The organism is Pantoea rwandensis (genome assembly GCF_002095475.1).
In the GTDB taxonomy this organism is placed as follows: domain Bacteria; phylum Pseudomonadota; class Gammaproteobacteria; order Enterobacterales; family Enterobacteriaceae; genus Pantoea; species Pantoea rwandensis.
Genome location: NZ_MLFR01000002.1, coordinates 82,151 through 108,871 on the forward strand (window position 1 = coordinate 82,151; position 26,721 = coordinate 108,871).

Genomic DNA, 26,721 nt, shown 5'->3' on the forward strand with positions numbered 1-26,721 from the left:
GTCATTAAGGCGAGTTAAAGGATCGATTCAACTCGCTGCTTTCATGAGAGTTAGGCGCTTTTGAAGTTTATAGCTTTTTTTATCTTATTGTTTTTAATGTTATTTAACAGATATACAAAACAATTTTGTTGACTTACTTTTATTGTGGTTTAAACGGATTGCAATAATAGCCGTGCATTAACATAATGTTCACATCAGCACGCAGCAACATAATAACGACATTAAATTATTTTGTGACCATGTCAGGGATAAGTATTTTCAAATGCCACACGATGCAAAACCACTTCCTGGATTGTCATTTCCACCCTGTGACGAATTTTGTTCGTTAAGTGAAGATAGCGTTAAGCCTCTCACCCTACATAATTAAATGTTGCGTTATCAAATACCATAATAGGTAAAGGTATGCCGTGAATTAATTCTCACTTAGCGCAGCATCGTTTGCTGTGAGGATACTCTTTGCCTGAGAAATGAGTGGAATATTAGCAATGGCACTTAAGGAAATGAAAATGAACAAAAGGCAGGCCCTTTTTTCATTAAGTTCTTTGGTCGCTACATTAACCGTGGCACCTAAAATCAGTGCAAAAGAACTGCACAACGTCCCTCTTGAAACATCATTGAACCCCGAAATTGTACCATTAGTCGCCAGATCGGGCGGTTTTACCGTACTAACAAACGAATTAGACCGGAAGAACTTGGCTGCAATACTCGACCGGCTCATCCCGGCTGATGAGCACGGTCCTTCAGCCACAGAGGAAGGAGGATTGATTTTTATCGATTCTCAACTGGCTGGAGACTATGGTTCAGGTGCCGCGCTATACCTTGAAGGTCCTTTGATTGGGGCGTGACATATGCCGAAATGGAACCTTTCTACGATCGCTTTGAGCGTATTGCTGGTACTTCGGGTATTGCTGGCAACCTGAATGGCGAGAAAAAAACGGGTGGGAACGTATTTGAAGGACCGCGTTCGCGTGATTATCCCACACCTCCGCTAAAAGATACGCACTGGATGCGTAAGTATCGCCAGACAACAGAAAAGATGGGTATCACCCGTTCACCATCCCCGCTGGCAACATCTCTCAAGCCTACGTTAATCCACTTGGCGTCACGATGGGGCCTTGCACTTATTGCGGTTTCTGTGACTTCCACGGCTGTGGCAACTTCAGTAAGTCTTCACCGCAAGCCTGCATACTGCCTGCATTGATGCGCCGTCCAAACTTCACGGTATTGACCGATACCGAAGTGCTGCATGTCGTCAAACACGACGACGGCAAAACAGCTAAAGGCGTGAAATTTGTCACCAAAGATGGCGTCGAAGGTTTCCAACCGGCTGATGTGGTGTGCATCACCGCCTATCAAATGGACAATGTTCGCCTGATGTTGCTCTCCAAAATCGGCGAACCCTATGACCCGCGTACCGGCAAAGGCACGGTTGGCCGCAACTATAACTATCAAACCAATGCCAATATCACCGGCTTCTTTGATAACGAATTTATGAACCCCTTCATTGGTGGCGGCGCATTAGCAGTACAAATTGATGACTTCAATGGCGACAACTTCGACCATAGCAAACCATGTCGCTGCGGGTCCGATGGCGGAAGCCGTTGAACACTCAATGCAATACTTTAACGATCAGGATCTGCAATCTGTTGCTGCCTATCTAAAAAGCTTGCCACCTTCTGGTAAACCCTTAGCACCGGTATTCACACTGGATGACTTTGCTCGGAAAAAAGGCGCACTGGATTACGAAGTGAATTGTTCGGCGTGCCACGGTGTTAACGGAGAAGGAATTTCAGGCATGGTGCCAGCATTTGCGGGTAACGATTCCATGCTACATGACCCTACCAACATGATCACTGCCATGCTGAATGGTGCGCGTGCGCCGCACTCTGCAGAACGACAAACGGCTGCGGGCATGCCTTCTTTCGCCTGGAAAATGGATGATGCGCAGGTAGCCGGCATTCTCAACTATGTGCGCAGTTCATGGGGCAACCAAGCCAGTGAGGTCAAAACGAGTGACGTTGCGACGCAGCGCAAGCAAAGTGGTGCAGTAAACAAAATCACTTCATCCAGTGCCCAATAAGGCCGCAAGCCCGCTCTGATCTTCCGAGGCGGGCTTTTTTTATTTGTCCGAACGTCCTACAAACTAAAAGAGGTAAGTATGATCAAGGCATTACATGGTATTTCAACTCATTACTGCAACGTGATGACGGAAGCCCGGATCGCATCTGAAACGGGCTTTGATGGCATTGAATTTCTTAGCCACAAAGTTTTGCGCTACCTGGATAACGGCGGCACAACGGCAGCATTACGTAAACAGGTTGAGCGCTATGGGCTGAAGGCGGCTTGCCTGAATGCCTTGATGCATATTGAACGCCATGAAGGTAAAGAGAAGGAAGAGATGCTCGCTGAGGCTTTGCGTCTTACTCAGATCGCTGCAGAGCTGGATTGCCCGACCATTCAAATTCTCGCATTAACTGGCATCGATCATATGCAGCAACCGCGCATTATGGACATCATGACCGAGAACAGTTCTGCCATTGCGGATATCGGCCTGAAATATGGTGTGCGTTATCAGATAGAAGTTATCGCCTATACCCAGTTCAACTCGCTGAATCAGGCATTAGAGGTCATTGAACGCGTGGGTAAGCCAAACGTGGGATTGGTTATTGATTTCTGGCATTTATATGCCACCGGCTTGTCGCAACCTGAAGATGTGGCAGCGCTCGATCCTTCACTTATTTTCGGCGTGCATTTCTGCGATGGTCGCCGCCCCGCTAAAGGTGAAGCGTGGGAAGAAACCGTATTACGTGCTTATATGCCGGGACAAGGTGAGATTGATATTCAGGCATGGACCGATGCAGTTAAAGCCACTGGATACGATGGGAGCTGGTCTGCAGAATTGTTTAGCCCTGAGTGCTGGGAGAAAGATCACTACGTTCTAGCCAAAGAAGTGATTGAGAACATGACAAGTTATACAGGCTAAGATTCTTATCATAGAAGGCTGCCAGTATCTGAACCAGTAATTCTGATTCTGGTAGTTTAACTGACCAAAATTTCAATGTCCGCTCCTGGCACTCAGCGGACATTATATGCATCCCTCAGAAACCACCTTAAGCTCTCCCGGCACTCTAGGTCGTCAGCCCCGACTGCGCTCTGGTAAGCTTATTTCTGAGATGTTGTACTCGATTTAGATGAGAACAGAAAATCGAACAAACCTGTTGGGATATCAGATTTTGTGACGTCTGAATCATTTTGGTTCATAAAGTAATCCATCAACGTATTGGCTTTTACTGTCCCTGACAGGAACTCTGATAGATCGGGATTTTTATCCTGTACGACGTTATTACCTTCCAGTCTGAAACCGTGTTTTTTGCCGGTTTCGGTGACGGTGAATACGCCATCTTTACTGATGAAATCAGGTTCTTCAGTTTTGAAGGTGACTTTGCTGGCCGTATTCATAACGTAGTTATTCTGCCCCTGACCGACATACGTCGCGAACTGAGATTGCTGGGTTTGGTCATTCGAAGCCCCATCAGATCCGGTGCTATTCACAACCGACTCCAGATAGTCAAAACTCGCGGTGTGGCTGAAGGAATACCCAGGATCCAGCTCGAATTTAAGGAAAACAGGGTCCAGGCCAGATCCTGAAAGGTTACCATTGCTCAGAATACGGGAAGCCGTGGCGGCATCCTTCTCAGTAAACGAAACTGTCTGAATTCGTCCGTTAGTATCAAAGATTTGGCCGTTATTAAAATTCCCCTCAACGCTGCCAAACTTTCTGTAATTCCCTAAATCACGGGCGATGTCATCCACATATCTCAGATCATTGCCCTGGTCTTGTGCCTGAGCATATAAATCTGAAAGTACGTTCAGATCGCTTTTAGTCAGAAAATTAGCGGCATCCATATTCTGGGTAGTGTTTGTCAGCTGCGTTTGGGTTGCAGGTAACGTGCTCACATCACCGAACAGGCGGGACATCATTAACCCATACCCACTAATTACGGACTGGCTGGAAGCGGGGGACGTTACCGACGTTGCGCTGCTGTCAGTGGCAGGCTGGGAACTGGACGATTTAGTGTCCTTTCCTGATGCGCTTTGTACGTAGCTATAAACCTGAGCCGATAATGTGACGTTCATAGTTATATTCTCTCCGGCCTCATGACACTCAGGTTTATTGAATTCAGAGGAAAGCGATCCCAGAAGGTGGCATCTGCGTCTGGCAGTCGATCTTTCCTTCACTTCAGTGTCCATTCACTGTACTGACAACAATTGCTCCTGGCGGGTAGGGAAGCATGGTATGTCACTCCATCTCACAGGTTCTCTGCTGAGTGAGGCGTTACTCTTTTCATAGAATGCCCGTATCGAGTGCAGAGGGCACTGATATGCATTTTTTGAACGTCTGCGTTCATAACCAGCCAGAACTAAGTTGGTATCGGCAAAACAGGCGAAATATTTAATGGAATTGATGAGTCTGAACGGAGTGAAAGGGAATGAACCGAACATTATGAGTCGTGATCATGAAACGTCGGCAGTGATGGCATTCTACAGACCCTCTTGTAGATGTTTCGTTTAATTCTGCCCGCCTGATGCTGCCTATCCACGTCTATTTCCTCTGGCCCCCTTCGGCTCCCCGGCGTGCCGGGTCGTCAGCCCGACTGCGCTAACCGGCACGCCGGTAAGCTCCGCCGAACCGCCAGATGCGGCGTTTCGGGCCTGGCGGCTGGTCTGATGGCAAAGCGATGGTGGGACACCACATGTGGTATCACAGTCAGCTGGTGGAACCGCTACATGGTGATTTTCCACAGTAACTGGGGATACGGATGTGGGTCATGGACAGGGTAACGATAACGTCCCTGCTGGCGCCGGGATTGCGAAACTGGATGGGACTTACTGGCAGTTCTGCGACCTCACCGTCATATCGATGCCGGATTGTGTCAGCAATTAAAACGCCGCTGGCGCGGCCTTTTATCATTCGATCACATTTTGGTTCAGATTCTTCCTGATCACCGTCTGAATTTCTTCACACTCATTTTCCAGTGCCGGGTTTTTATCTTGGTACATCACTTACTCCTACACAGCTTCAAAGATGCGATGCACAATCAGGTTATCTGTCTGGTCAAGTGAGCTAAACGTGAAATTAGTGATGTCTCCGGTGTGCATTTGCATCCGGGCATGAGCGCTTCATCTTCACCAGAAACAGCGGAGCAGTCATAGAGGCAATTTATTGCCCAGTACCAGGTTCATTAAGAGCAGGTGGAGAGGGCATGGGACTATGTATGTTAATCCCATGCTTCATTTCTACTTAGTGAAGCTCACAATTAAGTCAATGGACAACAATCCATTATCTTTAACTGAAGCCGGAAAACCCAGTTCCGCTGAACTCCCGACTAACTTTTCAATGTTCTTTGTTAATTCTATACATCCTGTACGGCTGTTCTCTGGAAAGTCATTTAACGAAAGCACACTTGGGGGAGACTTATCATCGGGTGAGGTATTTGCCGTAGTGATTGAGACTTTGCACAGCGTGTTATCGAAAGCTTTATAGTCTTGAGCACTAAACGTAGGAGCAATCTTGGTTTTCAATGCATTTATATATGTATTGATGCCTTTTAAAACCTCAGGGGAATAGGCGCTGTCACTACTGAATTTCCCTGCATCTACGTCAGAAATATAACTTCTGACCTCTTCTGCTGAGCCAGTGCTTCGTAACCAATCCTGTGGTGCCTGGTAAATTTTCAGACCTGCAGAAGCGCTGCTGGTTGCCAGTAAAAGCAATGCACCTACTACCACCTTCTTCATCGAAGTATCCTTTTGCAAAAGCATGTCTTCAGTCAGCCTATTTGTAATAACGTTCTTGCGGGGCCAGAAAACTCTATCGGGAAGACCTGAGTTGAGCCGCCGTATCCCTGTTTCTCTGGTCACCACGCTGGTTCAAATCACGATGACTCTCACTGGCAGCGGTTTCCCAGTCTCCACGATTGACTGCGGCATTAAAGTTTGGGAACCCATTCCTCAGTTTATCGATTCCTAAGTTAAACGCCATATCAACTAAAGCCGTTTTACGGGAGTCGGAGAAACTATCATAACCTGAGTAAAGGCTGCGTAGTCCGGTCTCTGTATTTTGAACATCACTGATACATTGCCCAATGACGGCGTCATTAGATAAATGCAATCCTGCAGGTGAGGTAGTTGTAGTACTGTTTTTGTAGTTGTTGTACGCGTTAGTTATGTCGCCTTTTGAGGCGGCTACCTCTGTGCTCTGGTCGTCTCCGTGACCATGCGTGACGTGAGTTGTCGTAAAAGGAAGAGATGCAGCCATCGCGGCATTTGCAAGAAGATGGCCAATGCCAACGGTAACGTTACCATTCTGATCTTTATACATAGCGTTTTTGAAACCTTCATGCGCTTTTAGGTTGTTCACGCACATTGACATAAAACTGCCACTATAGGATTTCGTTGTTGCAATGCTGATTGACGTATTACTGCCTATGCCTGTACTTCTTCCTCCAGCATTGCCGCCTGGAGTGGAACTGTTGCCGTTATATCCCTGTGCGTTTAAATTCGCACCTGACCCACCCTGATATGTACCAGCGGTAGGGCCGTAGCCACCTAAAGTTACTGACATCACGATATCCTTATTTTTTATGTCCGATTACCACTACGTAGTGCGAGAAATCATATCGGCTTGCACTGACAAAACTTTACGTTAGTTAGGGAAAGTGAAGGTTGATAACCTGATAAAAAGGATAGTTCTGATGCGGTAGCTTGATTTAGTCATTTATCACGGGAGCTGGGGGAAGCAACCGGCAAAACGCTTAAGAAACTGGCCCTTTCTTTAATGCAGGGTTTGTGAGGCGCAGGGTTTGATTACGGCCAATGACAATATACCAAAAGGTAATTTTCTCACTGACCGTCATTATTTGTTTTTTTCTGAATTTTCGGATGAAAAATGCTGAGGCTGGAAGGGGCGATATTGATGTCATGATGTAGGCCACCTTACAGATGTTTCCTTTAACGCAACCTGCCTGATATTACCGATAACCACGTTTATTTCTTCTGGCCCCCTTCGGCTCCCCGGCGTACCGGGTCGTCAGCCCGACTACGCTAACCGGCAGGCCGGTAAGCTCCGCCGAACCGCCAGAAGCGGCGTTTCGGGCCTGGCGGCTGGGGTCTGATGGCGGACATACAGGTCAACTCCAGCAGAGGGCGTTCGCCCGCGCGTTCACTGGCCACAAAGTGACGTGGCCGCTGAGGCCCGGTCCGGCAAAGCCGTCCGGGGTGTGTTCATGCCGTCTTTCCGTTAAGTGAGGCTGTTCCGGTCACTCCAGACGCGGAGGGCTTTTCGTAGCACCGTTTTTCAGTCAGTACAAGGGTGAAGTGCACGCCGGAGGCGCCCTTGTACTGCCTGCATGTCGTTGCTCCTTTGCCCTTCGCCGCAACTGGATCGACCGAAACAGGAACCCTCACAGAGACAGGAGAACCGCCATGAACACACACAACTTCAACGTCAACACCGCCACGCCAGAATCTCCCAAAACATGGGTGAAAACCCCGTCAGCGCTCTGGCTTGAGCGTAAAAATGATCTGCTGGTTCATCTCGCGGGGATTGAGGGTGAGCTGATGATGTTCGATGCACTGGAACGCATGGGTGTTGAGTGGGAGGAAGAGAACGATCTGCGTTACTGCGCGCGCGAGGCTGCCATTACCGTTGAAAGCCTGTCAGAGATGGGTGCGGTGAACTCTGAAGCGGTGTATGAAATGGTCAAGTCCGTTGAGGCACTGGCGATTAACTCCGGGCGGATCTTCTGGTGGGATATTCATCCGCGTACGCTGCCGGGTCTGCAAACATTTTTAGAATGCGCAGCTGGTGGACATGAGAAATTTGTTGCTACCGAAACGGAGAAACAGAAGCCATTCAGTGTTGATGTGGAAGGCCGTACAGAGTACCCGGAAGACGACCCGGTTTATGGCACCTTCTGGCGTGACAGCGTGATGCATCTGGGGCGCGCCTTGACCTTAGCCGAAGCCATGGAGATTGCCGCGGCTGCCTGGCTAGAAGATGAGTGGGACCCGCGCCAGGAAGACAGGGACTATTACGACAGCGATTTCGGGCGAGACATGGGGCCGGTCAGCTTTTCTCCGCGCATGTTCATCATCCATGACAGCGAGCGCCGCAGGGTGCTGACCGGCGATGCCAGAGCAATGAGCTGGTATGCGCACGTCACCGATCCCGCCGAGGTTGACCGCATCGCAGCAGAGCAGCAGGCGCTTCGCGAGGAGGCTGCAATGGAATCTGGATGGGACAACTTTGAGACGGCCCGCCAGCTTCGGGAAAGGGCAGAGAAAACGGGTGCGCCGGTTGTTGATGCTGTCTGGCTGGGACACCGCGACGTGAATGCGGCGCTGGCTGCGTTTGTCCGCCCTGAGCGCAGGACATGGGGTTCAAAGCTCAATACACGTGGTCTGTCATCCTCTCTGGCGGCTGATATGAAATCTCTGATTGCACTCAGCGACCGGACCTATCCTGTATCCCGCTGGGATCGTTATGAAGCGCTGCACAGCGTGGCGCTGAGCATTGCCGGGCACGTGAGCCGCTCAGTGACAGACTGGTCCCTGCGCTGCCCGAGAATACCGGCGGCGGTCATCAGTGCCTGGCTGCTGACGCAGGACATCATTACCGAGCTCTTTGGCGAGACTGGCGAAATGGTCTGGCAAGACATAAAGGGTTCTCTTATTTCTCACCTGTATGAAAACAGACTGTCTCACTGATGTGATGCCAGCCGGGAGCGGAGCAGGGGAGATCCTGCCCGCTTCAGGCGCGCTGAAAAGCGGGGCGGTCCTGCGGACCGGAGAACACCGGTGCTGACGCACCGGTCATCCCCCTTCGCCTGCATATTCTCTGTCCGGAATCCTGTCTATCTGTCTTATCTCAGTTCTGTCACTTCTCTCTGTTGTCTCTCTGCTTCCTGAAGCGGTTAAACCCTTTGGTGTTCAGCAGCCGCGTCCCCGGTTTCTTTGTAATCAAACCTGAAAGCGTCAGCAACCTGATGGCCCCCTTCGGCTCCCCGGCGAGCCGGGTCGTCAGCCCGACTGCGCTAACCGGCAGGCCGGTAAGCTCCGCTGAACCGCCAGAAGCGGCGTTTCGGGCCTGCGACTGGGGTCTGATGGCGGACAGCCAGGTCAACCTCTGCAGCGGGCGTGCGCCCGCGCGTTCACTGGCCACAAACGGACGTGGCCGCTGAGGACGCCCGCGTTGCGGTCGGGTGTGTGCCTGCTCATCTTCGGATGCGGTGGGCATGTTGCGGTAACTTCCACGCGCGGGCGAATCCAAGCACCACCATTCATCAGAGACAAGGGTGAAGTGCACGCCTGCGGCGCCCTTGTCTCTGCTGCCTGCCGTTGCTTCTCAGCCCTTTGCCGCGAGGAACTCACCGAAACATAAATTAACCACCTGACAGGAGAAGCAGCATGCACACACAACACGTCAACACCGCCGCTCCAGAATCTTCCAAAACATGGGGTAACGGCCAAAAAATCTGCGTCAGCGCGAACGATCTGCTTAACCGCTGGCACACCTTCGGGGGAGAAAACGTTACGCCTGCTGAAGGGATGCACTTTCCGGCACGTAACGGCAGCTATGGCTCCGATGTGCTGCTTCTCGATGAAACGGAGGTAAACGCGCTGATTGCGGCAGGGCACAGGGAGTTGCCGCGCATGGCAAGTTCTGGCGGTGGCATGACGGCGCTGTATGACATGGGAGAAAACCCCGCCGGGCGTTATCTCATTGCCAGTCGTGGCCAGGTCTTTTATCGCACGGATTCATTTCAGAAAGTCCGCAGGGAGTATATCCGTCGGGCGGCTGAGGTGCGTAGGGAGGAAGTGCAGAAGTTTCTGGATGCCCTCGATGTGGCAACAGAGGCAGGGCTGGATCTTTACCTGGCCAGTGACGTTGCCCGCGGTTTTATCACGCTTGAAAAAGCCCTGAACCCGCAGCGGGATGAAAATCAGGAAACTGCCAGCGGCGATGATGCCGGATTTAACGAGATCCCGTTCTGACAACTGACGGCGGCCTGTGAAAAAACGGGCCGCTCTTTCATCTCTACAGGCTTAAGGAAAACTGAAATGAACATGCAAAATGCGCAGGCAGTGGTTATCGGTCAGGTTGTCAGTACGGTGCTTTACAATCGTGGTCGCGGGGTGGTGTTTGCCATCCACGGGGAGCAGAAACCGGCCTCGGTGGGATCGCTTTCGGGCGTGGTTTCATATGGCGGAAATGCCACCTTTGATATTGCTTTCGAGTGCGGAAAAATATCCCGGGCGCTGCCTGAAAGTATTCTGCACGGTAGGCAGTGGAGCATATTTCCGGAAATAAAAACGGCGGAAGAGGTTCAGCACGTTGTTGATCATGCGATGGCAGAAGAGCACCGGGAAGCGGAGAAGCATGAGGCAGAAGAACAGCAATACCGCGCAGAATGTCAGCGTTTTAAAACAGCCCCGGAATACTCAGCCCTGTCTCAGGATAAAAAGGGTGCGGTGCAGGTTACCGGGAATATCCGCAAAGAGCTGAAAGCAAAATTTCCCGGGGTGAAATTCTCAGTGCGAAAGCGCAGTTATGACAGCATCAGCGTTAACTGGACTGATGGCCCGACGGAAGAGCAGGTCAGAGAGATTACGGTTAAATACCGTGACAGTTATTTTGACGGCATGCAGGATATGTCTGTTTCCTGTTCGTCGCCTTTCAATGAAATTTATGGCGGCGTGGGCTACGTTTTTATCGACCGTGATTATTCGGATGCGATGAAACAACAGGCCATTGGGATCCTCATGATTAAGTATGATCACCTTCTCGATGGTGAAGACATTTCCGTTGCACGGTACAACACCGGCGAACTCTGGCGTATCCGACAGGACTACTTTGGCCACGGACATGGCATCCATGGCGAAATAAATAAAATACTGGCGGTAATCACTGCGTAAGTATGAAGGGGCCGGAAGGCTCCTTTCTTTTACCCGGAAATCTCTGGCGTAAATTTCTCTCTGACTGAGGGAAGATAATCTCAACGATCCGTCCGGATAATGCATATTCTGAAAATATATGTCGCTTCCCGGGTTGCCCTGTTCCGGTGTTGAACCGTCACGGGCAATTCTGCGCGTTAACGTTAGTTTATATGTTAATTATCAGGCGCGCAGAAATGATTAACTTTTTCGTCGTCTTCATGACAAAGAAATCGCGGGGATCAGCCGACAGGAACGCGGGGGATCTTTCCGGTCTTAATGCCTTTATAATGCCCGTCGATGAGCATTGCGTAGTTATAGCGATTCTTGATCGTCAGCGGAATGTTCTTCATTCCTGCGTTGTACATGCCCACCGCCAGCCACGTAGTGCCGTACTGATTGAAGTTACGGCGCAGCAGCATTGCCCCGATATAAATATTCAGGCATGGATCGGAGAGCAACTTTTCTTTTCTGAGTCCGGGATATTCCTTCTGTAATCCGCGCATCGTGACGGTGTTAATCTGCATGATGCCGTAATCACTGCTGCCGGGTTTTCCATCTTTTGAAATGTTGGTATTTACGGCCGAAGGATTTTAGCGGGATTCCTGCCAGGCGATTGCGCGAAGATAATCCGGATCGATGGAATACCATTCACCAGCTTTAATAAAACAGTCCGCTTTCACGCCGGTTGAGATAATGCCTGTAACCAGCAGGGCAGCAGCGTGCAGAAATAAACGCATTGCGGCTCCGGTTTTGAAAAGGTCGGGTAGGTTGTTGCTCTCAATAATATCATAAGAAAGTGATTTTTACACACCACTCGCAAATTTATTTGCGCATATTTATCCGATTAATTTCAGTGAGTTGCATTTATTTTGTCGAAAAAACAGGCTGATGATTAATTTCGAAAAAGAAACGGGGAAGTAATCTTAAAGTCACTTAGGTGTAACTGTGAAGTGTGTTTATTAAAATCATAAAGTTAAGTTTATTTTTGTCCCGGAAATACTTTTAAAGCACCGCAGCGTTACTTCGCCGTAACTTGTCATCCGGGTTCAAAATGACTATTTTTCCAGAATTCCGAGAGATGCTGGCGACCGATCATCCTGGTTCGCGATTTCATAATTTCAGCTAGTTGGAGGAAATAATATGTCTGAGCAGGTTTTGACTAAAAGTAACCGCGTAAACTTAACTGTTCCCTTTTCGCTGATTGAAAAGGTGGATGCGCACGTCGAGAAAAAGCTGGATGATGGTGAGTCGAGGGAGACTGCTAACCGCTCGGCTTTTATCATGTAAATGTTTAAGCTCGGACTTCGCGTTTACGAAAATAAAATCAACAAAGATGCCTCAGAGAAAACTCTGGACCAGAAGCTGAAATTTATCGCTAAAAACGTTCTTGTTAGTGGATTTATAACTGACGCCATTTTCGGCATACAGAAGGAAACGGTTGGTCCCGGGAAGGTCATTAAAAATGAGATGATGCTCGACCCGGAATGGGTTAAGGCGGTCAACGAACGGGTAGCGGGTAAACTGCAGGAGTATTTCAAATAGTATAAATCAGCCTGATATTCTCACTTTTGCATCAGGCTGGATTACTCAGTTGTCATCCTTTTTATCGCTGTCCGCGTCCTTTTCCTTCAGCGCTTCAACTTCTTTCTTTTGTGCTTCACGGATATAGCGGCGCAGGGTCAGCGCATTAATACCGTACTGCGTATAAATCTGCTTTCGGGTATGTCCGTCTATCAGAACCGCATTGACGGCCTGATCACGGTCGCGCTTAGACAGCACGTTGCGGTTATCATACTTAACCCGTTTTTCACTAATGACGGGAGAATCCTTTTTCTCACTCCATGCGTCTTTAACGGTGGATACGGTCACCCCGAGAATAACCGCCGTCTGCTGCAGCGTTTTACCCTGAACGCGAAGGCGTATGACGTTTTCTTTTAGTTCATCGGATATGGGTCTGTAATCCTCACGCGTGCCGATGTGCTTAATCAGCGTTTCTGCGGTAATGCCGTACTCGGCCAGAATATCTTTTCTGAGCGCACCGCTGTTTAACCTGTTCTTTATTGTCTCTCTGTCCGCGGGCGTCAACTTTCTTTCCCTTTTCCGGGGCGTAATTACCTTTCCGTCCCGTTCCGCTATTTTTCTCACTGCATGGTAGACCGCCGCGCGGGTCACGCCAAAGGTCTTCTCGATTTCCTCTAGCGTTATTTTCGGCTCAGCGTGATACATGGCCGAGATTAACGCCCACTGCTTACAGCGCAAATCCATCGCTGACGTTCCCTTGCGAGTTTTAATCAGCTTGTAAACGTAACCTTCTGAACATTTCTGATCTTCGCAGATATCCCGGACGCGCCAGCCCAGCATGACGCGCTCCATGACTTTATCCGGGTCCGGGCCATTTCTTTTTTTCTTCGGTTTAGCTGGCGGAGGATTTACTGATACAGGCTCAGGCAGCGCTGTTATTTGAGCGACAGCCTCGATTTCCCTTTCTGTATCAGCCCCCGGTTCAATAAATAACGATTTATTCAGACTGCTGGTTAATTTACGCGCGAGCCAGAGGTTCACCGTGGGGCGGCGTAACGGGGTGACCAGTTCCCTGTTCACCATGATCCAGGCGTCAGGCACGGCCGAGTCAGAATAATAGGGATAAATCAGTTTGCCGGCGCGTTCTGCGAGGAGCTGCAGGTAAGATGAACGGGCATATTTCTGAAGCATCGCAATGAAGGGGTAGGTGATGAGCTGGCAGGCGTTGAAGTGGCATCCAAGACCAGCGGTGAGTAATATTTTTTTAGTTACAACACACTCATATACTTCTGCCAAATACAGAGACTGAGCCGAATCTAAAACGCCGAGTTCCTCTCAGCCCAGATTCACGCCGTACCTGACGCTGCGAGATCTCGCTTGCGTCTACAACCGTCTGGCTTCGTGCGCCTTAAAGACTGCTGCTTTAACTGCAGTCGGACAGGAAAATGTCTTGATGGGCAAAGAATAACTGCTGGGGGAGTCTGTATGCCGCCTTGGTCAACAGAGTAATTGTGGCGCCTTATGCCACCAAGCCTGCGCTTGGTAGCATAGGATAGTTATGCAACATCATTCCCACGTTCCGAGAGAGCATATCTTGCCGCATTCGAAGCCCACTCATCGGATTGGTCCTGATGTGCAATTTCTTCCTCTGCGATCGGCGTTACGCGGATTAACGGAACTGAACCGAAGGGCAAATTCTCAATCCGGCGACTGTCACGGCTAAGAATGACCCGGGTCATTGGACTGAACTCATCCGTCAAACTGTAAAACAGGATTGCCCGATGCTTTTCGACGTCGGCAGCGACCTGGAAGCCATCAGCAACGAGATCCCCTAAGCCAATTAAAAGGTTAGCCCAGTCATCAATCTGATTACTGGTCATAGCTGAAGGGTCTAATTCAATGAACAGTTCGCATTCTACGCCGTTTTCTGGCTCTGCGATGCCTGCCCAGGGAGTTGAAAGTCCGTCAGTGGCCAGTGTCAGTCTGGAGCTGGTTCTGATGCTGAGAACCCGTCGATGTGGCCCGAACCAGTTTGTCTGGTTATGGACATTTGCGTCACCTCGTTCAGCGATAAAGCCGTCTGGCACATCCCCATATATCTCCCAGAACGCGCGTCTGGCTACAGCGGCAGCCTCATAAATTGTGCTGTCAGGACCGCGCGGCACAATGGCCTCATCGAATATTGTGTCAACCGTCACGCGCCCCCGCATTAACGGAATTTTAGACTTTACCCAGTGAACAATGACTTTATTAAAGCGCTGTGTACGTGATGATTCGAGTTTTTCTACAATCTGCCGGACCGTCTGAAAGACGTTGTCACCCTCTGCAACGTGGCTTCCATCGGCATACATATAGCCGCCGGATTGCGATGAGACTCCAGCCTGTTCCGTGGTAGAAATCCATTCTCCGCTCACAGCACCACCAGGTGCTTTGTCTAAGATAAGACGCAACTCCCTTTCTGCATCAGAATTTGAATATGCCTTCATGTCTGTCCTTAACTTAAGTTTTATCCCCTGGATTTCTTTCTCGCCAGAAGTTCATCAACATCAGAGCTTAGCTTACATTTTGGAACGACAACTGAGGGAAAGCCTAGCTTCGCATCTCTACGATAGGCTCATTGTGGAGGTGCATAACCCACATACCTATTTAGTGCTCTGCAGGGTTCCCATTTGAAGGGAAACTGCAACCATTCGTACCGTCAGGCAGGTAATTCAAAACTTACCAGGTAGCACAGCCAGTACGCCAAGCAGAGTCAGGTGAGCAGCATACGCGTGATAAAAAAAGCGGCGAGGCCATATTCTTCTTGCTGAGATTGCCGGTAAAACCGAAACGACGCAGATGACGAGCAGAGGGATAGCAAGGGTAGGGATGAAATCAAAGGTCAGGCATCTGCCCACCATCCGCTAATCACCGGTGGCATGTTTAACCACCCCATTGCAATAAATACCGCGAATAAATAAACGCCATTTTCAGCCAAGCCTGCATGATATCTGCCGGCTAAGCACATCAGACAAAACAGAATGCCGGTGACACCGTAACTTGCTGGTGTAAGTGGCCATGCCACAATCAGCAGCAAAATCATCCCGGCCATAGCACCGTTAATGCCCCAGCGTTTAGCCCAGTAGAGGAGTTGCGTGCAGCCTGCGTAGGCAAACAGAATGTTGAGAGCCATCCATGACTGCCCGTTCATCATGAAGGCCAGCCAGAATAATGGCTGAGTGGCAAAAGCCCAGACCCACAGACGGCGGGTGCGCTCGCGTAAACCTGCCAGATCAGACGGTAAGTTAATGGCCCACAGCAGAGTGAAAAGTGGAAATGCTGCGTGACCAAAGGCATATAAGAATTCACTGCGGCCGCCCAGCAAGATGATATTAACGTGGTCGGCTAGCATTGCCGCGAGCGCAATAGTTTTAATCACGTCTGCCTGTAGTGGGCTCAGTGACTTTACCACCGCAAACGGGGAGATAGCCTTCATCGCAGCAAGAGAACTATTCATCAGTGTTCGCCGACCAGTTTATTTTTATCCCTTCAGAAATTATTTCGCACATTACAATGGCGATGCGTGCGAGTAAACCGGAAGTTATCTTATTGTGTAGTCGACGTCTGCGGGAAGGCCGCTAAAAGCAGAAAATGAAAAAAAGTGGGCATCAGGCCCACTTTTCTGAATGTTGAAACTATGCATCTCAATTTAAGCGAGAAATTTAGCTTAAATCAAAAAATCTTCCAGAGATTTGCCGCTGTCAATTGCGGTTTTAATAACGGCTGGTGTACGCCCCTGACCCGTCCAGTGCTTTTCCTGACCATCTTCAATGTACTTATATTTGGCCGGACGTGGTGCACGTTTTGCGCGTGGCTTACCACCTGAACTCAGCGCCCCTAACAGTTCATTAGGGTCAATGCCGTCCTGAAGCAACAGATCGCGGTATTTGGCGAGCTTCTCTTCTTTCTCGCGCACAGCAGCTTCGTTAGCTGTGCTCTCTTCACGGCGCTCAGATACCACGACAGAGAACTTCTCCAGCATTTCTTCCAGTTCGGAAAGCTGGATTTCACGCGCTTGGGCGCGGAGCGTGCGGATATTGTTTAACGCCTTAAGTGAATCACTCATGAACATCTCCTGAGAATTTTGTCGCTGAACGAAATAAGTTAAAAAATAGCAATGGAATTCAGATTGCAGCTCGATTTGGTACGCGTGCATATCTATGTTGAACAGTACAGCACATCGCGATCTAATAATAAAGTCAGTAACGCATCATTTTTATGTTGTTTCACAGTTATTGGGATAATACTGATAATCTTAAACGTGATATATCCCTCTATTGGATGGTTTATATTCACTGACCCGCTGCGAGCAGTAGATCATGAGGATCTGTTTTAAAGTATGTCGGGACACGGACAAATAATGACAGCGAGCGTCCTCTACCTGGAAGCATTCATTACTCCTCCAGCGGAATTAAAAGCCGAAAGATAAAGGTTATATGTAGATTTGCCTGCTGTGCGATGGTCCATTAATCAACATTCAGCCAGCCATGACCGTTCAATCAGCCATCACTTGTAACTCTTTAAGTAAATTATCTTGCACGCTGCCATTAAGGAAGGGTTTTGCCGTGAACAGATAATAATTCGATCCATCCTCAATGAAGCCATAAGGTGTGGCCAGCACTCCTGCGGCAATATCATCACCAACCAGACGCGATGCACCAATGCCGTACCGAGTATGGCATTGGTGCCCGACAGCAGAGCCAATCATGGCACACTTACTTCTCGCCAAAATCCTCTTCGAAGGCTGAGCGCACCGCATTGATGACCCGTTCAGCCCTGCCATCTTCACTCAACACGGGATATTGTTTTTGTAACTTGCCCGTCACCTGCCATCCGTTCTCTTTCAGGGAGCGAATAATACGGTTGGCGTCCTGGTCCGGCATTTCCAGTACATCCTTGAGGCGTTCCTGAGCAATTTGAAAAACCACCAGCACTCGTGCTTCAGCGGCCATTTCCGTTCGCACCGTATATTCCACCACGCGCGCAACATACAGTACATGTTCGGTTAGATCGGGATAACGCCAGGCAAAGCACGCATCTTCATAATCATCGAAATAGAAGTTGCTGGGAGTGCCATCTTCATACGTCACCAGCTCACCGAACCGATAGGCACTGGCATAGCGCTGCATAAACCGACGAGAGAAAACATCCAGCGTGCGATCGTACCCGGCACGGAAATCGAGCGAACTGGTAATGGTTGCTGAAACCGGGAGAATGACCTTCGGGGATCGCCTTATCACGGATTAACGTATCGTTGATCAGGAATCGATGGATGCGACCATTACCGTCACGCATTGGATGGATATAGACAAAACCAAAAGCCAAGACCGCTGCGCGCGCCAGCGATTCAGCACCCCGAGTGGCTTCGTTAAACGCTTTCAGCCCCGCCATAAAGTTCGGTAAGTCGTCAAACTGTGGGGCAACATAATGCACGATATCCTCACGCATTGTTGCCTGGCCGACAAAAACGGGGGAGCGGCGAAGGCCCAGCCCAATGGCGTCATGACCCAGAATCCCTTCCTGCAAAATGTGCAAACTCGCGTCACTCAGCGGATCATCAATACGGCCGCAGTAGCGGGCGATGACGTGAGCGAAACGTTGAATGCGATCCGCTTTGTCAGCTTCCTTTTCAATCAGAAAGCTTGCGCGTGATTCTTTGAAAGTCAGCCAACTGGCCGTGCGCATCAGAATATCTGCGCCAAATGCCTGGTCCAGCTCTTGCAGCGCTTCATCGAGGTTAAACTGCAGGGCTTCCTGAACAGAGGGGGTCCTGCGAACCAGCGGGCAAAAGTCAGGCGTCCCTGGGAGATTATTGTTGATTCTCCAGCGCTTGATGCGTTCCGCACCGGTGCGCGTCAGATAATGCTTGGCTGAGATGGCCTCGATGTATCCGCCATTGCTGGTATCAGGCACATCGAGTACCTTGCCTGTCAGCCATTCATACAGGAATCCTGTGCGGCGTGCGTATTGCCCGAAGGGGGATTGCTTGCACCACTCTTCAATCGGCACCGGGCCGGTGGCCGCGAACAAACGAGAAAAGAATTCCAGATGGATCTCTTCATATTTCAGGCCAAATTCGAAGTGGCCGGAGAAGGAGTCATCGGGGCGGTAACTTGGCGGGTAGCGGTTCTCAACCTGTCCATCTACCTCATGACTGGTTCTGACGGTACCGATTTGCGATTCGATCCGCAGCGGCTGCACTAATCCAATACCGTATTTTTCTGCCAGAGCTTTAAAACCCACGCGCATCCGATAAATCCTCTAACCTGCCTTTAAAAACAGTAATAATAAAGCATATCAGCGTGAAAACGTTAATGCGCAGTCAAAATTTTCGATAATAAAAGAGTGAAAAAAGTAATAAATCCACACTTCTCAGTGAAAACAGTAACGCTGACGCGAATGGCTGAACAAAGGCATGAAGGGACAGCTCAGACTTTAATGTGATGATCCATGAAATCAACCATGGCTCCAGCATGCGCATCGACATGCCGTATATAACGCATCACCGTTTCTGCCTTTTTCCAGGTTCCTTCCTGCATGATCTGCGCGGTACTGTACTTTTTCGTGGCCATATCAATGGCAGCACCCACTCGCGTGCTGTGACCTGACCATCCACGATAGCGATTTTTGTTGCTCCTTGCGTCTTGGCCGGGGCCGGCTTCCTGCCAGGCCCGGGCGAAAATGTCCTCTAACGCACGGGTGGATAGCGCTTTACTGGTTTCTAATCTGGCACAGTTGGTCCGGTGAACGGGACCAAAAATAAAAGCATCCGGTTCCGTGTTAAGCCCCGAGAGAGTCAACCATTCGGTCAGCCGCTGGGATGACAGGTCGCCCAGCCCCTTAATCAGTCCGCCGGTCATCACAATGGTTTTGGTCCAGGCAACATCCAGCACGATCCTGCCATCAGCCGCTCGCGATATGTCACGCACACGCAGGCGCCCCAACTCGCTGACACGCAGCAGGGTAGCATAAGCCACATGCAAGAAGGCCAGATCACGGATTTTCTGCAGGCGTTCGCTATCTGACCATCGCTGGTCAAGGGTCAGCAAGTCACCAATCCGGAACGGGACAGCCTGGCCTGCACGTTCGCCACTGATCACTGCGGTGCGGTTAATCTTCTTTACCGCGCGAAAAACCTGCGGAGAACTGTTAGGCGGAACCAGTCCGGCGTTACGGTGTAACATTGAGATCAGCGCAGCATGCGTGCTGACAGTGGAAGAAGCGCGCCCGGACGCTTGTAACCACAGTAGATAGTCACGCAGATCGGCAGGTGACATTGGCAGGAAGCTCCGACCGTGCTCATCAGCCCAGCGACTGCCAATACGCATCACACTTAGCAACTGGTTCCACGTGTTGTCAGAGAATGCCTCGCGATCCTGCACGAATTCACGCAAGCGTTCAGCTATGTCGTGGCCGTCAGTTGCTGTCAGTCCGGCAATCGGTGTTATATCAGCCATATTATCCGCTTTTTAGACAAAAATCGGTCAGGCGTCGCTACGTTAAATCTGAGGGAGAATCAGGGGCATTACCCTGCAGAATTTACGTAGCGCTGCCTAAGTCTTTTGTGTGGGTAGGGCCATCGTATGGGCCTCAAGATCCTTATGATACCAGGATCGTTATCCGGATCCTAACTTCATATAAGGTCAATTATATGAAGTTAGGATCAACAGCGTCGATCGATGACTCCTCTTAAGACAGAGTTGAGTAGGTTCAAAAAACCGGTGCAGTGAAACTAGGATTCAGGCCCTTCAGAAATTCAGTACCTGGGTGAGCTTACACCTAAGCGGACCGATGTAGCCTTTTCGCTTAATACAACGACCTGTTGTGACGTCAGGCGAAGTACGTAATGTGGCTGATTCAGGCTGGAAGGTGATATTCACCGATTGAGTCTTTATGCCTCATTCTTAATTCAATCCCAAATGAATGACATGCCATGATGTGGCTGACAGCACTCACGCTGAGCTTTTATAGATGACATGATTCATTATCAGGTTTAATTGAAACAAAAATTCGATTTATGTCTCAGTTTTGATCTTCTTCCATTGTCTTGGTTGTCTCAATTGATCTATTTTGTCTCTATAATGATTCGTCTAGTTTCAATGTTAGACAAATGACACATCAGGCAACACCTCATATATAACAATGGCAAGTAAGTGGAAGAAGACGAAATGAGAAAATCTGTTTGGCTACTAGGCGTTATTGGCGCACTGGTGACTCTCGCGGGGGCAGCACTGGCCGCAGGCGGTGCGTATCTCGCAGTATTAGGGGGAGCTTGGTTCTATTTATTCGCAGGGATCTTGTTGTGTATCACTGGCTACGGCCTACTGCGCAGGCGTTTCTTCGCCTGGCCGGTAGCGCTGGTACTGGCGCTGTACAGTGTAATTTGGGCCTGCTGGGAAATTGGCGATGACTTCTGGCAGTTCCTGCCGCGCGTCACGGTGTTCCTCGGTATCGCCATGCTGGCATCTGTATGTGTGCCGTGGTTGACCCGTAAAAATGGTCTGCCGGCACCTAAGAAGTCGGCATTTGCCACGGCAGGGGCCTTCTTTGTTGCACTGGTCGCACTGATTAGCGGCATTTTTGTTCCACATGCGGAAGTCACCGCATCGGGCGAAGCTGCGCAGGTGATTAATCCTCAGGCTGGTCACGAGGGGGGCAACGACTGGTCAGCCTGGGGCCGTAATACCCTCGGCGAAAAATATGTCCAGTTTGACCAGATCAACAAAAGCAATGTGAAGGACCTGAAAGTCGCCTGGACCTATCGTACCGGCGACATGGCGATTGATGGTGCTGAATATCAGGTTACGCCGTTAAAAGTAGCTGACACGGTGTATCTGTGTACTCCGCTGAATAAAGTGATTGCGGTTGACGCCACCACGGGCAAGGAGAAGTGGCGTTTCGATCCACACCCAACCGTCTTTGAAAGCGACAAAGGCTGGAAGCGCTGCCGTGGGGTGGGTTATGCCGATCTCGACCAGTTGCCGACTGATAACCAAACCACGGGCGGGGTTGCCACGGCGGCAGTTTCCTCTGCGGCCACCTGTCGTAAACGCATCATTGAAACCACCATTGATGCCCGCATCCTGGCGCTGGATGCCGAAACCGGCAAACTGTGTGAAGACTTTGGTAACGGCGGTTACGTCGATCTGACAGTGAATATGCCGGCCGACGCCAAAGGCGGCCAGCAGGGTAGCTATAACGTGACCTCTGCGCCACTGGTGGCCGATGGCGTGATTATGGTGGGTGGACGTCTGAACGATAACCTCACCGTGGGCGAACCAGGCGGTGTGGTCCGTGGATATGATGTGGTCACTGGTAAGATCCTGTGGGCCTGGGATGCGAAACGCGGTGCCAGCGACAGCAGCCCGCTGCCAGCCGGTGAGACCTACCCGCTGGAAACGCCTAACTTCTGGGGCACAGCCGCTTACGATCCTAAACTGGGTCTGGCCTATTTCCCGACGGGCAACCAGACACCTGACTTTTGGACCGGCGATCGCCATCCGTACTCGAACGAGTATACCGATGCCATCGTGGCCGTTGATCTGAAAACCGGTAAAGAGCGTTGGCACTTCCGTACCGCCAACATCGACCAGTTTGACTACGATGTTTCAACACAGCCGATTCTGTACGACATGCCACAAAAGGATGGCACAACCATTCCGGTAATCATCCAGGGCACGAAACGTAGCCAGATCTTCGTGCTGGATCGCCGTACCGGCAAGCCGGTCTACCCGGTAGAGCAGCGTAAAGTGCCAACCGATGTGATGCCAGGCATGCAGGTTTCTGAAACCCAGCCTTATTCCGCGCTCTCCGTGGGCGTTGATAAGCTGAAGGAGTCTGACATGTGGGGAGCAACAATCTTCGATCAGCTCTACTGCCGCGTCCAGTTTAAGAAATTGCGCTACGAAGGTGAGTGGACGCCGCTTTCGGATAAGCAGGACACGCTGATCTGGCCAGGTTATTACGGCGGCCAAAACTGGGGCAGCATGGCGATCAACCCGGCCACCGGTACACTCTTCGTCAACGACATTCGCATGGCGATGGTGGGACGTTTCCTGTCTCGTGAGGAAGCAGCAAAAGGCGGCCTGAAGCCATCAACCGAAGGCGAATATTCAGAGCAGAAGGGTACGCCATGGGGCGTGGAGCGCGGTATGTTCCTGTCACCACTGGGTACGCCGTGCTTTAAACCACCGTTCGGTTCACTGACCGCCATCGACCTGGCGAGTAACAAGGTGAAATGGCAGGTGCCGCTGGGTGGAATCCAGGATGCGCCAATCCACAATAACTTCTTACCGAAAGAGGGCATTGTACCGAACCTGTATATTCCGCTGGGCATGCCGAACCTCGGTGGTCCACTGGTTACGGCGGGGGGACTGAGCTTCTTCCACGGTACGTTGGACTATTACCTGCGCGCATTCGATAACGATACCGGCAAAGAAGTGTGGCGCACCCGTCTGCCGGTCGGCGGCCAGGGCACACCCATGAGCTATATCGGTAAGGATGGTAAGCAGTACATCGTGGTGGTAGATGGAGGTGCGACCCGTACCGGCACCAACAAAAATCGCGGCGATTATGTTATTGCCTACGCCTTACCCTGATTCACTTTTACCTTAATTAGTCTGTTAAACGGCGCTCTGCATAGGCAGAGCGCATGCCGGGCAGCACGATAAATAAAATCTGTTGCCGGAATGACGATCTTATTATCCGCATACTATGGTGAATATAATGCTGACCTCTTTACACGGTATTTCGACCAGTCACGGTAATTTAATAACGGATGTACGCCTCGCTAAAGAGGCGGGTTACGATGCATTAGAAATTTTTTATCCTAAACTGGTGCGTTATTTAGAAAATGGCGGAACGACGCAGGAAATAAAAAAGATTATTGCTGATGCCGGACTCTCCATTTCTTTTCTTAGCGCGCTGGACAGAATTGAACGGTATCAGGGAAGTGAGAAACAGCAGCTGCTGGCTGAAGCGGAAAAGATCACCCGTGAAGCCGTTGAGCTGGGCACGGATACTGTCATGGTATTGCCGCGTAACGGCATTGACCACTTTTCTGATGAAAAGATCATGGACATCATGAGCGAAAACATTGCCGCGATTGCCGCCATCGGTGAGCCGCACGGTATTCGCTATATGATTGAACTGCCTGCTTTTACCAAATTCCGCACGCTAAGCCAGGCGCGGGAAGTGATCCGCCGCATTGGTAAGAAGAATGTCGGTGTGGTGGTAGATTTCTGGCACTTCTATGCCTCTGGCGCCACGCCAGAGGATGTCGCGACGATGGATAAAGCAATGATTTTTGGTGTGCACTTCGGCGACGGCCGCTTGCCTCACAGCCCTGAGGAATCCTGGGATGAAACGGTATTACGCGACTGCGTACCGGGGGAAGGTGAAGTCGATCTGCGCGCCTGGTCAGAAGCCGTTAAATCTACCGGATATAACGGAGCCTGGTCGATTGAATTAATCAGCCCACGCTTATGGGAACGTGATCCAGCGCTATTAACCAAGGAACTGTTAGCCTCTATTAAGCAATACGCTTTTTAATTTAAAAAAACATCAGGCGTTGGGTGATAACAATCATTATTAATTAATCACTTCGGATTGTTATCGCCTTTATTACCTCCCTATATCAATGAGTGACTGAGAGAATAATATGAATAAAACGATCAAAGCTCCGCGCTTATCAGTGAGAGTGGCCATCAGTCCGCTCTCATGGGCCAATGAAGTGATTGAAGAGTTCGGCAAAGATGCCACGGCAGATATATGCCTGACGGGTGCATTGGCAGCGGGCTATGAGGGCGTCGAGATGAGCCGCTTATTTCCCCGCAATCCTGATGAACTGAATACGCTGTTATCCGGTTATCAACTCTCCCTCGCATCCGGTTGGCACAGCGGTTTTCTGGCTGAGCGCAGCGTGGATGAGGAGCTGACCGCGGTGCATGAGTTTGCCACGCTGCTGCAAAAAACCGGTGCGCAGGTGATGGTGTATGGCGAGTGTGCCGCAATGGCGGAAAACGCGTTGGATGTGCCCATGTCTCGCCGCCGCCGCTTGAACCCGGAGCAGATGGCGGCTTATGGCGCACGGCTGACCGAATTCGCCAAAGAGTTGGCGCAACGCTACGGTCTGGCAATGGCGTACCACCATCACCTGATGATGGTGGTGGAAACGCTGGATGAAGTTCGCCAGCTAATGGCAGCAACCGGTGATGAAGTTGGCCTGCTGCTGGATACCGGGCATGCACTGACAGGCGGGTTTAGTTATGTCGACCTAATCAATGAGTTTGGCCCACGGATTAAGCACATCCATCTGAAAGATGTGCGTACGCCGATCTTGGACACCGTACGCAGTGAAGACCTCTCTTTCAACGAGGCGGTTCGGACCGGCATGTTTACCATCCCTGGTGACGGCGCGATCGATTTTCAGCCGCTGTTCGAGTTTATCAACAGCTCTGGTTACCAAGGCTGGGTCGTGGTGGAAGCCGAGCAAGATCCTTCGCTTGAGCGCCCCGACATCACTGTTGCCAGAGCGCGTGACTGGCTCAGCACTATCCTGCCTGCCCGGGCATAACGGAGAGCAATACTATGTCTTATCAACACAGGTTTAATGCCCGCTACGTGTATATGCTCTGCCTGGCTGCCGCCGCGGGCGGATTTATGTTTGGCTACTCCGAAGGGGTGATTGCCGCTACGCTGGAATCGATTAAGAAAAGCTTCGGGCTGAACTCAATGGAAACCGGCTGGGCAGTGTCCAGCATCATCTTTGGCGGCGTCATCGGTGCGCTGGCCGCCGGGAAAATGGCGGATAAAACCGGCCGTAAACTGGTGATGCTGCTCAGTGCCATCCTTTTCGTCATCACGTCTTATCTCTCCGCCGTAGCCGATTCGTTTACGCTGTTTACCGGCGCACGCCTGATATGCGGCATCGCCGTGGGACTGGCGGCGACGGTTACACCGATGTATATCTCTGAAATTTCGCCGGCAAAAATGCGTGGTAAAGCTACAGGCACCTACGATCTCTCAATCGTGGCCGGTGTGTTGGCGGTATTTACCGTCAACTACTTGATTGCACGTGGCATGCCGCAGGCATGGATGGTTGAAACCGGCTGGCGGACCATGATGGCGGTACAGCTGGTGCCATCGGTGGCGATGCTGGTCTTGATCATTCTGGTTCCTGAGTCACCGCACTGGTGCATCCGGCATAACCGAGGCGAGCAGGCGATCAAAGTGCTCTCGCGTATCTATCCGGAATTTAATCAGGAAGAGGCGCGTCAATTGTTCCAACTGCCATCTTCTGCTGCCAAAAAATCAACCACGGCACGTAAGGGCGTGATGCCGGAAAATCCGGTACTGCGCTATATCCTGGTGGTTGGGGTGGCCATTGCGGTTCTGCAGCAATTTACCGGCATCAACGTCATCAACTACTACACGCCGATGATGCTGGAAGGCACCACCAGTAATAAAGACATTATCTTCTTCGAAACCATCTTTGTAGCCTTGCTCAATGGTGTTGGCGCGTTTATCGGCATGCACCTGTTTGACCATTATGGCCGCCTGCCGATCATGAAGATTGGCACCGTGGGTGCCATTATTGGGCTGCTGATCGCCTCCTGGGGTCTGTATACCAATGATGTCGGCTATATCGCCATTAGCGGCATCCTGATCTTTACGTTGTTCTTCGGTATGGGATGGGGCGCAGGTGCCTGGGTGATGATCTCTGAAATTTTCCCGGACAGAATCCGTGAATCCAGCATGGGGTTGGCCGTGGGCCTGATGTGGGTCACCAACTTCCTGATCACGCTGGTATTCCCGCTCGTCAATGACAATGCCTGGTTGCAGGAACAGTTCCATGGTGCGTTCTCCATGTGGATCTTCGTGGTGTTTAACGCGTTCTGTTACTGGTTCCTGTCGCGCTATGTGCCGGAAACCCGCGGCGTCGCGCTGGAAGATATCGAAAAGGTAGCAGAAGCGAAGATGCTGAAAAATACGCTCTCTGTGCAGACGGAGAAAGTCTGATCCCAAGGAAATTCGCCAGCGGATTTCCCTGACAGAAAGAAGGCCAGTCTCATTATTCGGTATTACTCATATCATCTGCCAAGAGAGGAGATTTATTCTTCTGGCAGATGGTTTGTCAATTCGGTCCAAATCGGGATGCTGACT

26 protein-coding genes and 2 pseudogenes are annotated in these 26,721 nt (G+C 50.6%); 14 read left to right on the forward strand and 14 right to left on the reverse strand.

The window, feature by feature from the left end; all coding sequences use genetic code 11:
- Nucleotides 1–485: 485 nt before the first annotated feature.
- From HA51_RS04150 to HA51_RS04165, 4 genes and pseudogenes are all read left to right on the forward strand, one after another.
- Nucleotides 486–845, forward strand: coding sequence for a gluconate 2-dehydrogenase subunit 3 family protein (locus HA51_RS04150; protein WP_211282902.1), 360 nt, complete (start codon nt 486–488; stop codon nt 843–845).
- Nucleotides 833–1,566: pseudogene (locus tag HA51_RS04155) on the forward strand (GMC family oxidoreductase N-terminal domain-containing protein); the annotation flags it as partial. The gene HA51_RS04150 and the pseudogene HA51_RS04155, both read left to right, overlap by 13 nt.
- 46 nt (nt 1,567–1,612) lie before the next feature.
- Nucleotides 1,613–2,080: a c-type cytochrome gene (locus tag HA51_RS04160; RefSeq protein WP_245840169.1), complete on the forward strand. Its 468-nt coding sequence runs from the start codon at nt 1,613–1,615 to the stop codon at nt 2,078–2,080.
- A 78-nt stretch (nt 2,081–2,158) separates the two neighbouring features.
- Entirely contained in the window at nt 2,159–2,983 is an 825-nt protein-coding gene (locus HA51_RS04165) for a sugar phosphate isomerase/epimerase family protein (protein WP_084932264.1), read from the forward strand.
- A gap of 179 nt (nt 2,984–3,162) precedes the next feature.
- Here the strand turns inward: HA51_RS04165 and HA51_RS04170 are convergent, their stop codons facing one another.
- The gene (locus tag HA51_RS04170) at nt 3,163–4,137 is read right to left on the reverse strand and encodes a hypothetical protein (RefSeq protein ID WP_084932694.1); all 975 of its coding nucleotides are present in this window, start codon (nt 4,135–4,137) and stop codon (nt 3,163–3,165) included.
- 685 nt (nt 4,138–4,822) lie between these two features.
- Here HA51_RS04170 and HA51_RS27650 point away from each other — a divergent pair.
- Nucleotides 4,823–4,945, forward strand: coding sequence for a hypothetical protein (locus HA51_RS27650; RefSeq protein ID WP_281253413.1), 123 nt, complete (start codon nt 4,823–4,825; stop codon nt 4,943–4,945).
- Between the two features lie 353 nt (nt 4,946–5,298).
- On the opposite strand, the gene HA51_RS04175 is transcribed toward HA51_RS27650, so the two are convergent.
- The gene (locus HA51_RS04175) at nt 5,299–5,799 is read right to left on the reverse strand and encodes a hypothetical protein (protein WP_084932266.1); all 501 of its coding nucleotides are present in this window, start codon (nt 5,797–5,799) and stop codon (nt 5,299–5,301) included.
- Between the two features lie 73 nt (nt 5,800–5,872).
- Nucleotides 5,873–6,625, reverse strand: a complete 753-nt coding sequence (locus tag HA51_RS04180) for a glycoside hydrolase family protein (RefSeq protein ID WP_245840150.1) — start codon at nt 6,623–6,625, stop codon at nt 5,873–5,875.
- 860 nt (nt 6,626–7,485) lie between these two features.
- Here HA51_RS04180 and HA51_RS04185 point away from each other — a divergent pair.
- The 3 genes from HA51_RS04185 (at nt 7,486) to HA51_RS04200 (ending at nt 10,977) form a co-directional block, all read left to right on the forward strand.
- Nucleotides 7,486–8,769 carry a hypothetical protein gene (locus HA51_RS04185; protein ID WP_084932268.1) on the forward strand — a complete coding sequence of 428 codons (1,284 nt, stop codon included), beginning with the start codon at nt 7,486–7,488 and terminating at the stop codon, nt 8,767–8,769.
- Between the two features lie 699 nt (nt 8,770–9,468).
- The gene (locus HA51_RS04195; RefSeq protein ID WP_084932274.1) at nt 9,469–10,056 is read left to right on the forward strand and encodes a hypothetical protein; all 588 of its coding nucleotides are present in this window, start codon (nt 9,469–9,471) and stop codon (nt 10,054–10,056) included.
- 66 nt (nt 10,057–10,122) lie between these two features.
- On the forward strand, nt 10,123–10,977 hold the full coding sequence (locus HA51_RS04200; RefSeq protein ID WP_084932276.1) for an LPD29 domain-containing protein: 855 nt from the start codon (nt 10,123–10,125) through the stop codon (nt 10,975–10,977).
- A gap of 260 nt (nt 10,978–11,237) precedes the next feature.
- Here the strand turns inward: HA51_RS04200 and HA51_RS04205 are convergent.
- Both HA51_RS04205 and HA51_RS27090 read right to left on the reverse strand, forming a co-directional pair.
- Nucleotides 11,238–11,576 (reverse strand): annotated as a pseudogene (locus tag HA51_RS04205) (lytic transglycosylase domain-containing protein); the annotation flags it as partial.
- Nucleotides 11,577–11,588: 12 nt separating this feature from the next.
- On the reverse strand, nt 11,589–11,735 hold the full coding sequence (locus tag HA51_RS27090) for a hypothetical protein (RefSeq protein WP_158087355.1): 147 nt from the start codon (nt 11,733–11,735) through the stop codon (nt 11,589–11,591).
- 403 nt (nt 11,736–12,138) lie between these two features.
- Between HA51_RS27090 and HA51_RS27095 the strand changes: the two genes are divergently transcribed.
- Both HA51_RS27095 and HA51_RS04210 read left to right on the forward strand, forming a co-directional pair.
- The gene (locus tag HA51_RS27095; RefSeq protein WP_158087356.1) at nt 12,139–12,285 is read left to right on the forward strand and encodes a hypothetical protein; all 147 of its coding nucleotides are present in this window, start codon (nt 12,139–12,141) and stop codon (nt 12,283–12,285) included.
- Entirely contained in the window at nt 12,286–12,540 is a 255-nt protein-coding gene (locus tag HA51_RS04210) for a hypothetical protein (RefSeq protein WP_084932282.1), read from the forward strand. It abuts the gene before it with no gap.
- Between the two features lie 45 nt (nt 12,541–12,585).
- Here HA51_RS04210 and HA51_RS04215 read toward each other — a convergent pair whose 3' ends face one another.
- The 9 genes from HA51_RS04215 to HA51_RS04245 all read right to left on the reverse strand — a co-directional run bounded on the left by HA51_RS04215 (nt 12,586) and on the right by HA51_RS04245 (nt 20,015).
- Nucleotides 12,586–13,815, reverse strand: coding sequence for a helix-turn-helix domain-containing protein (locus tag HA51_RS04215; protein WP_084932285.1), 1,230 nt, complete (start codon nt 13,813–13,815; stop codon nt 12,586–12,588).
- Between the two features lie 260 nt (nt 13,816–14,075).
- Nucleotides 14,076–15,005 (reverse strand): hypothetical protein, encoded by a 930-nt coding sequence (locus HA51_RS04220; RefSeq protein ID WP_084932287.1) that lies wholly within the window; start codon nt 15,003–15,005, stop codon nt 14,076–14,078.
- 225 nt (nt 15,006–15,230) lie between these two features.
- A complete protein-coding gene (locus tag HA51_RS27765) occupies nt 15,231–15,419 on the reverse strand; it encodes a TraX family protein (protein ID WP_139810634.1) in 189 nt (62 codons plus the stop codon).
- Nucleotides 15,401–16,015, reverse strand: a complete 615-nt coding sequence (locus HA51_RS04225) for a TraX family protein (RefSeq protein WP_084932290.1) — start codon at nt 16,013–16,015, stop codon at nt 15,401–15,403. The genes HA51_RS27765 and HA51_RS04225 overlap by 19 nt, the downstream gene beginning before the upstream one ends.
- 210 nt (nt 16,016–16,225) lie before the next feature.
- On the reverse strand, nt 16,226–16,624 hold the full coding sequence (locus HA51_RS04230; RefSeq protein WP_084932292.1) for an H-NS family histone-like protein: 399 nt from the start codon (nt 16,622–16,624) through the stop codon (nt 16,226–16,228).
- 429 nt (nt 16,625–17,053) lie between these two features.
- Nucleotides 17,054–17,266, reverse strand: a complete 213-nt coding sequence (locus tag HA51_RS04235; RefSeq protein ID WP_084932294.1) for a hypothetical protein — start codon at nt 17,264–17,266, stop codon at nt 17,054–17,056.
- A gap of 7 nt (nt 17,267–17,273) precedes the next feature.
- Nucleotides 17,274–17,687: a hypothetical protein gene (locus tag HA51_RS27435; protein WP_245840152.1), complete on the reverse strand. Its 414-nt coding sequence runs from the start codon at nt 17,685–17,687 to the stop codon at nt 17,274–17,276.
- Nucleotides 17,653–18,807, reverse strand: coding sequence for a Fic family protein (locus HA51_RS04240; protein WP_245840153.1), 1,155 nt, complete (start codon nt 18,805–18,807; stop codon nt 17,653–17,655). The genes HA51_RS27435 and HA51_RS04240 overlap by 35 nt, the downstream gene beginning before the upstream one ends.
- Nucleotides 18,808–18,986: 179 nt before the next feature.
- Complete coding sequence (locus tag HA51_RS04245) at nt 18,987–20,015, reverse strand: tyrosine-type recombinase/integrase (RefSeq protein WP_084932297.1); 1,029 nt, start codon at nt 20,013–20,015, stop codon at nt 18,987–18,989.
- Nucleotides 20,016–20,726: 711 nt separating this feature from the next.
- Between HA51_RS04245 and HA51_RS04250 the strand changes: the two genes are divergently transcribed.
- The 4 genes from HA51_RS04250 (at nt 20,727) to HA51_RS04265 (ending at nt 26,577) form a co-directional block, all read left to right on the forward strand.
- The gene (locus HA51_RS04250; protein WP_084932299.1) at nt 20,727–23,156 is read left to right on the forward strand and encodes a membrane-bound PQQ-dependent dehydrogenase, glucose/quinate/shikimate family; all 2,430 of its coding nucleotides are present in this window, start codon (nt 20,727–20,729) and stop codon (nt 23,154–23,156) included.
- A gap of 127 nt (nt 23,157–23,283) precedes the next feature.
- Nucleotides 23,284–24,108 (forward strand): sugar phosphate isomerase/epimerase family protein, encoded by an 825-nt coding sequence (locus HA51_RS04255; RefSeq protein ID WP_084932301.1) that lies wholly within the window; start codon nt 23,284–23,286, stop codon nt 24,106–24,108.
- Between the two features lie 109 nt (nt 24,109–24,217).
- The gene (iolE, locus tag HA51_RS04260) at nt 24,218–25,132 is read left to right on the forward strand and encodes a myo-inosose-2 dehydratase (protein WP_084932304.1); all 915 of its coding nucleotides are present in this window, start codon (nt 24,218–24,220) and stop codon (nt 25,130–25,132) included.
- Nucleotides 25,133–25,146: 14 nt separating this feature from the next.
- Nucleotides 25,147–26,577, forward strand: a complete 1,431-nt coding sequence (locus tag HA51_RS04265; protein WP_084932306.1) for a sugar porter family MFS transporter — start codon at nt 25,147–25,149, stop codon at nt 26,575–26,577.
- The last annotated feature ends 144 nt before the right edge of the window (nt 26,578–26,721 follow it).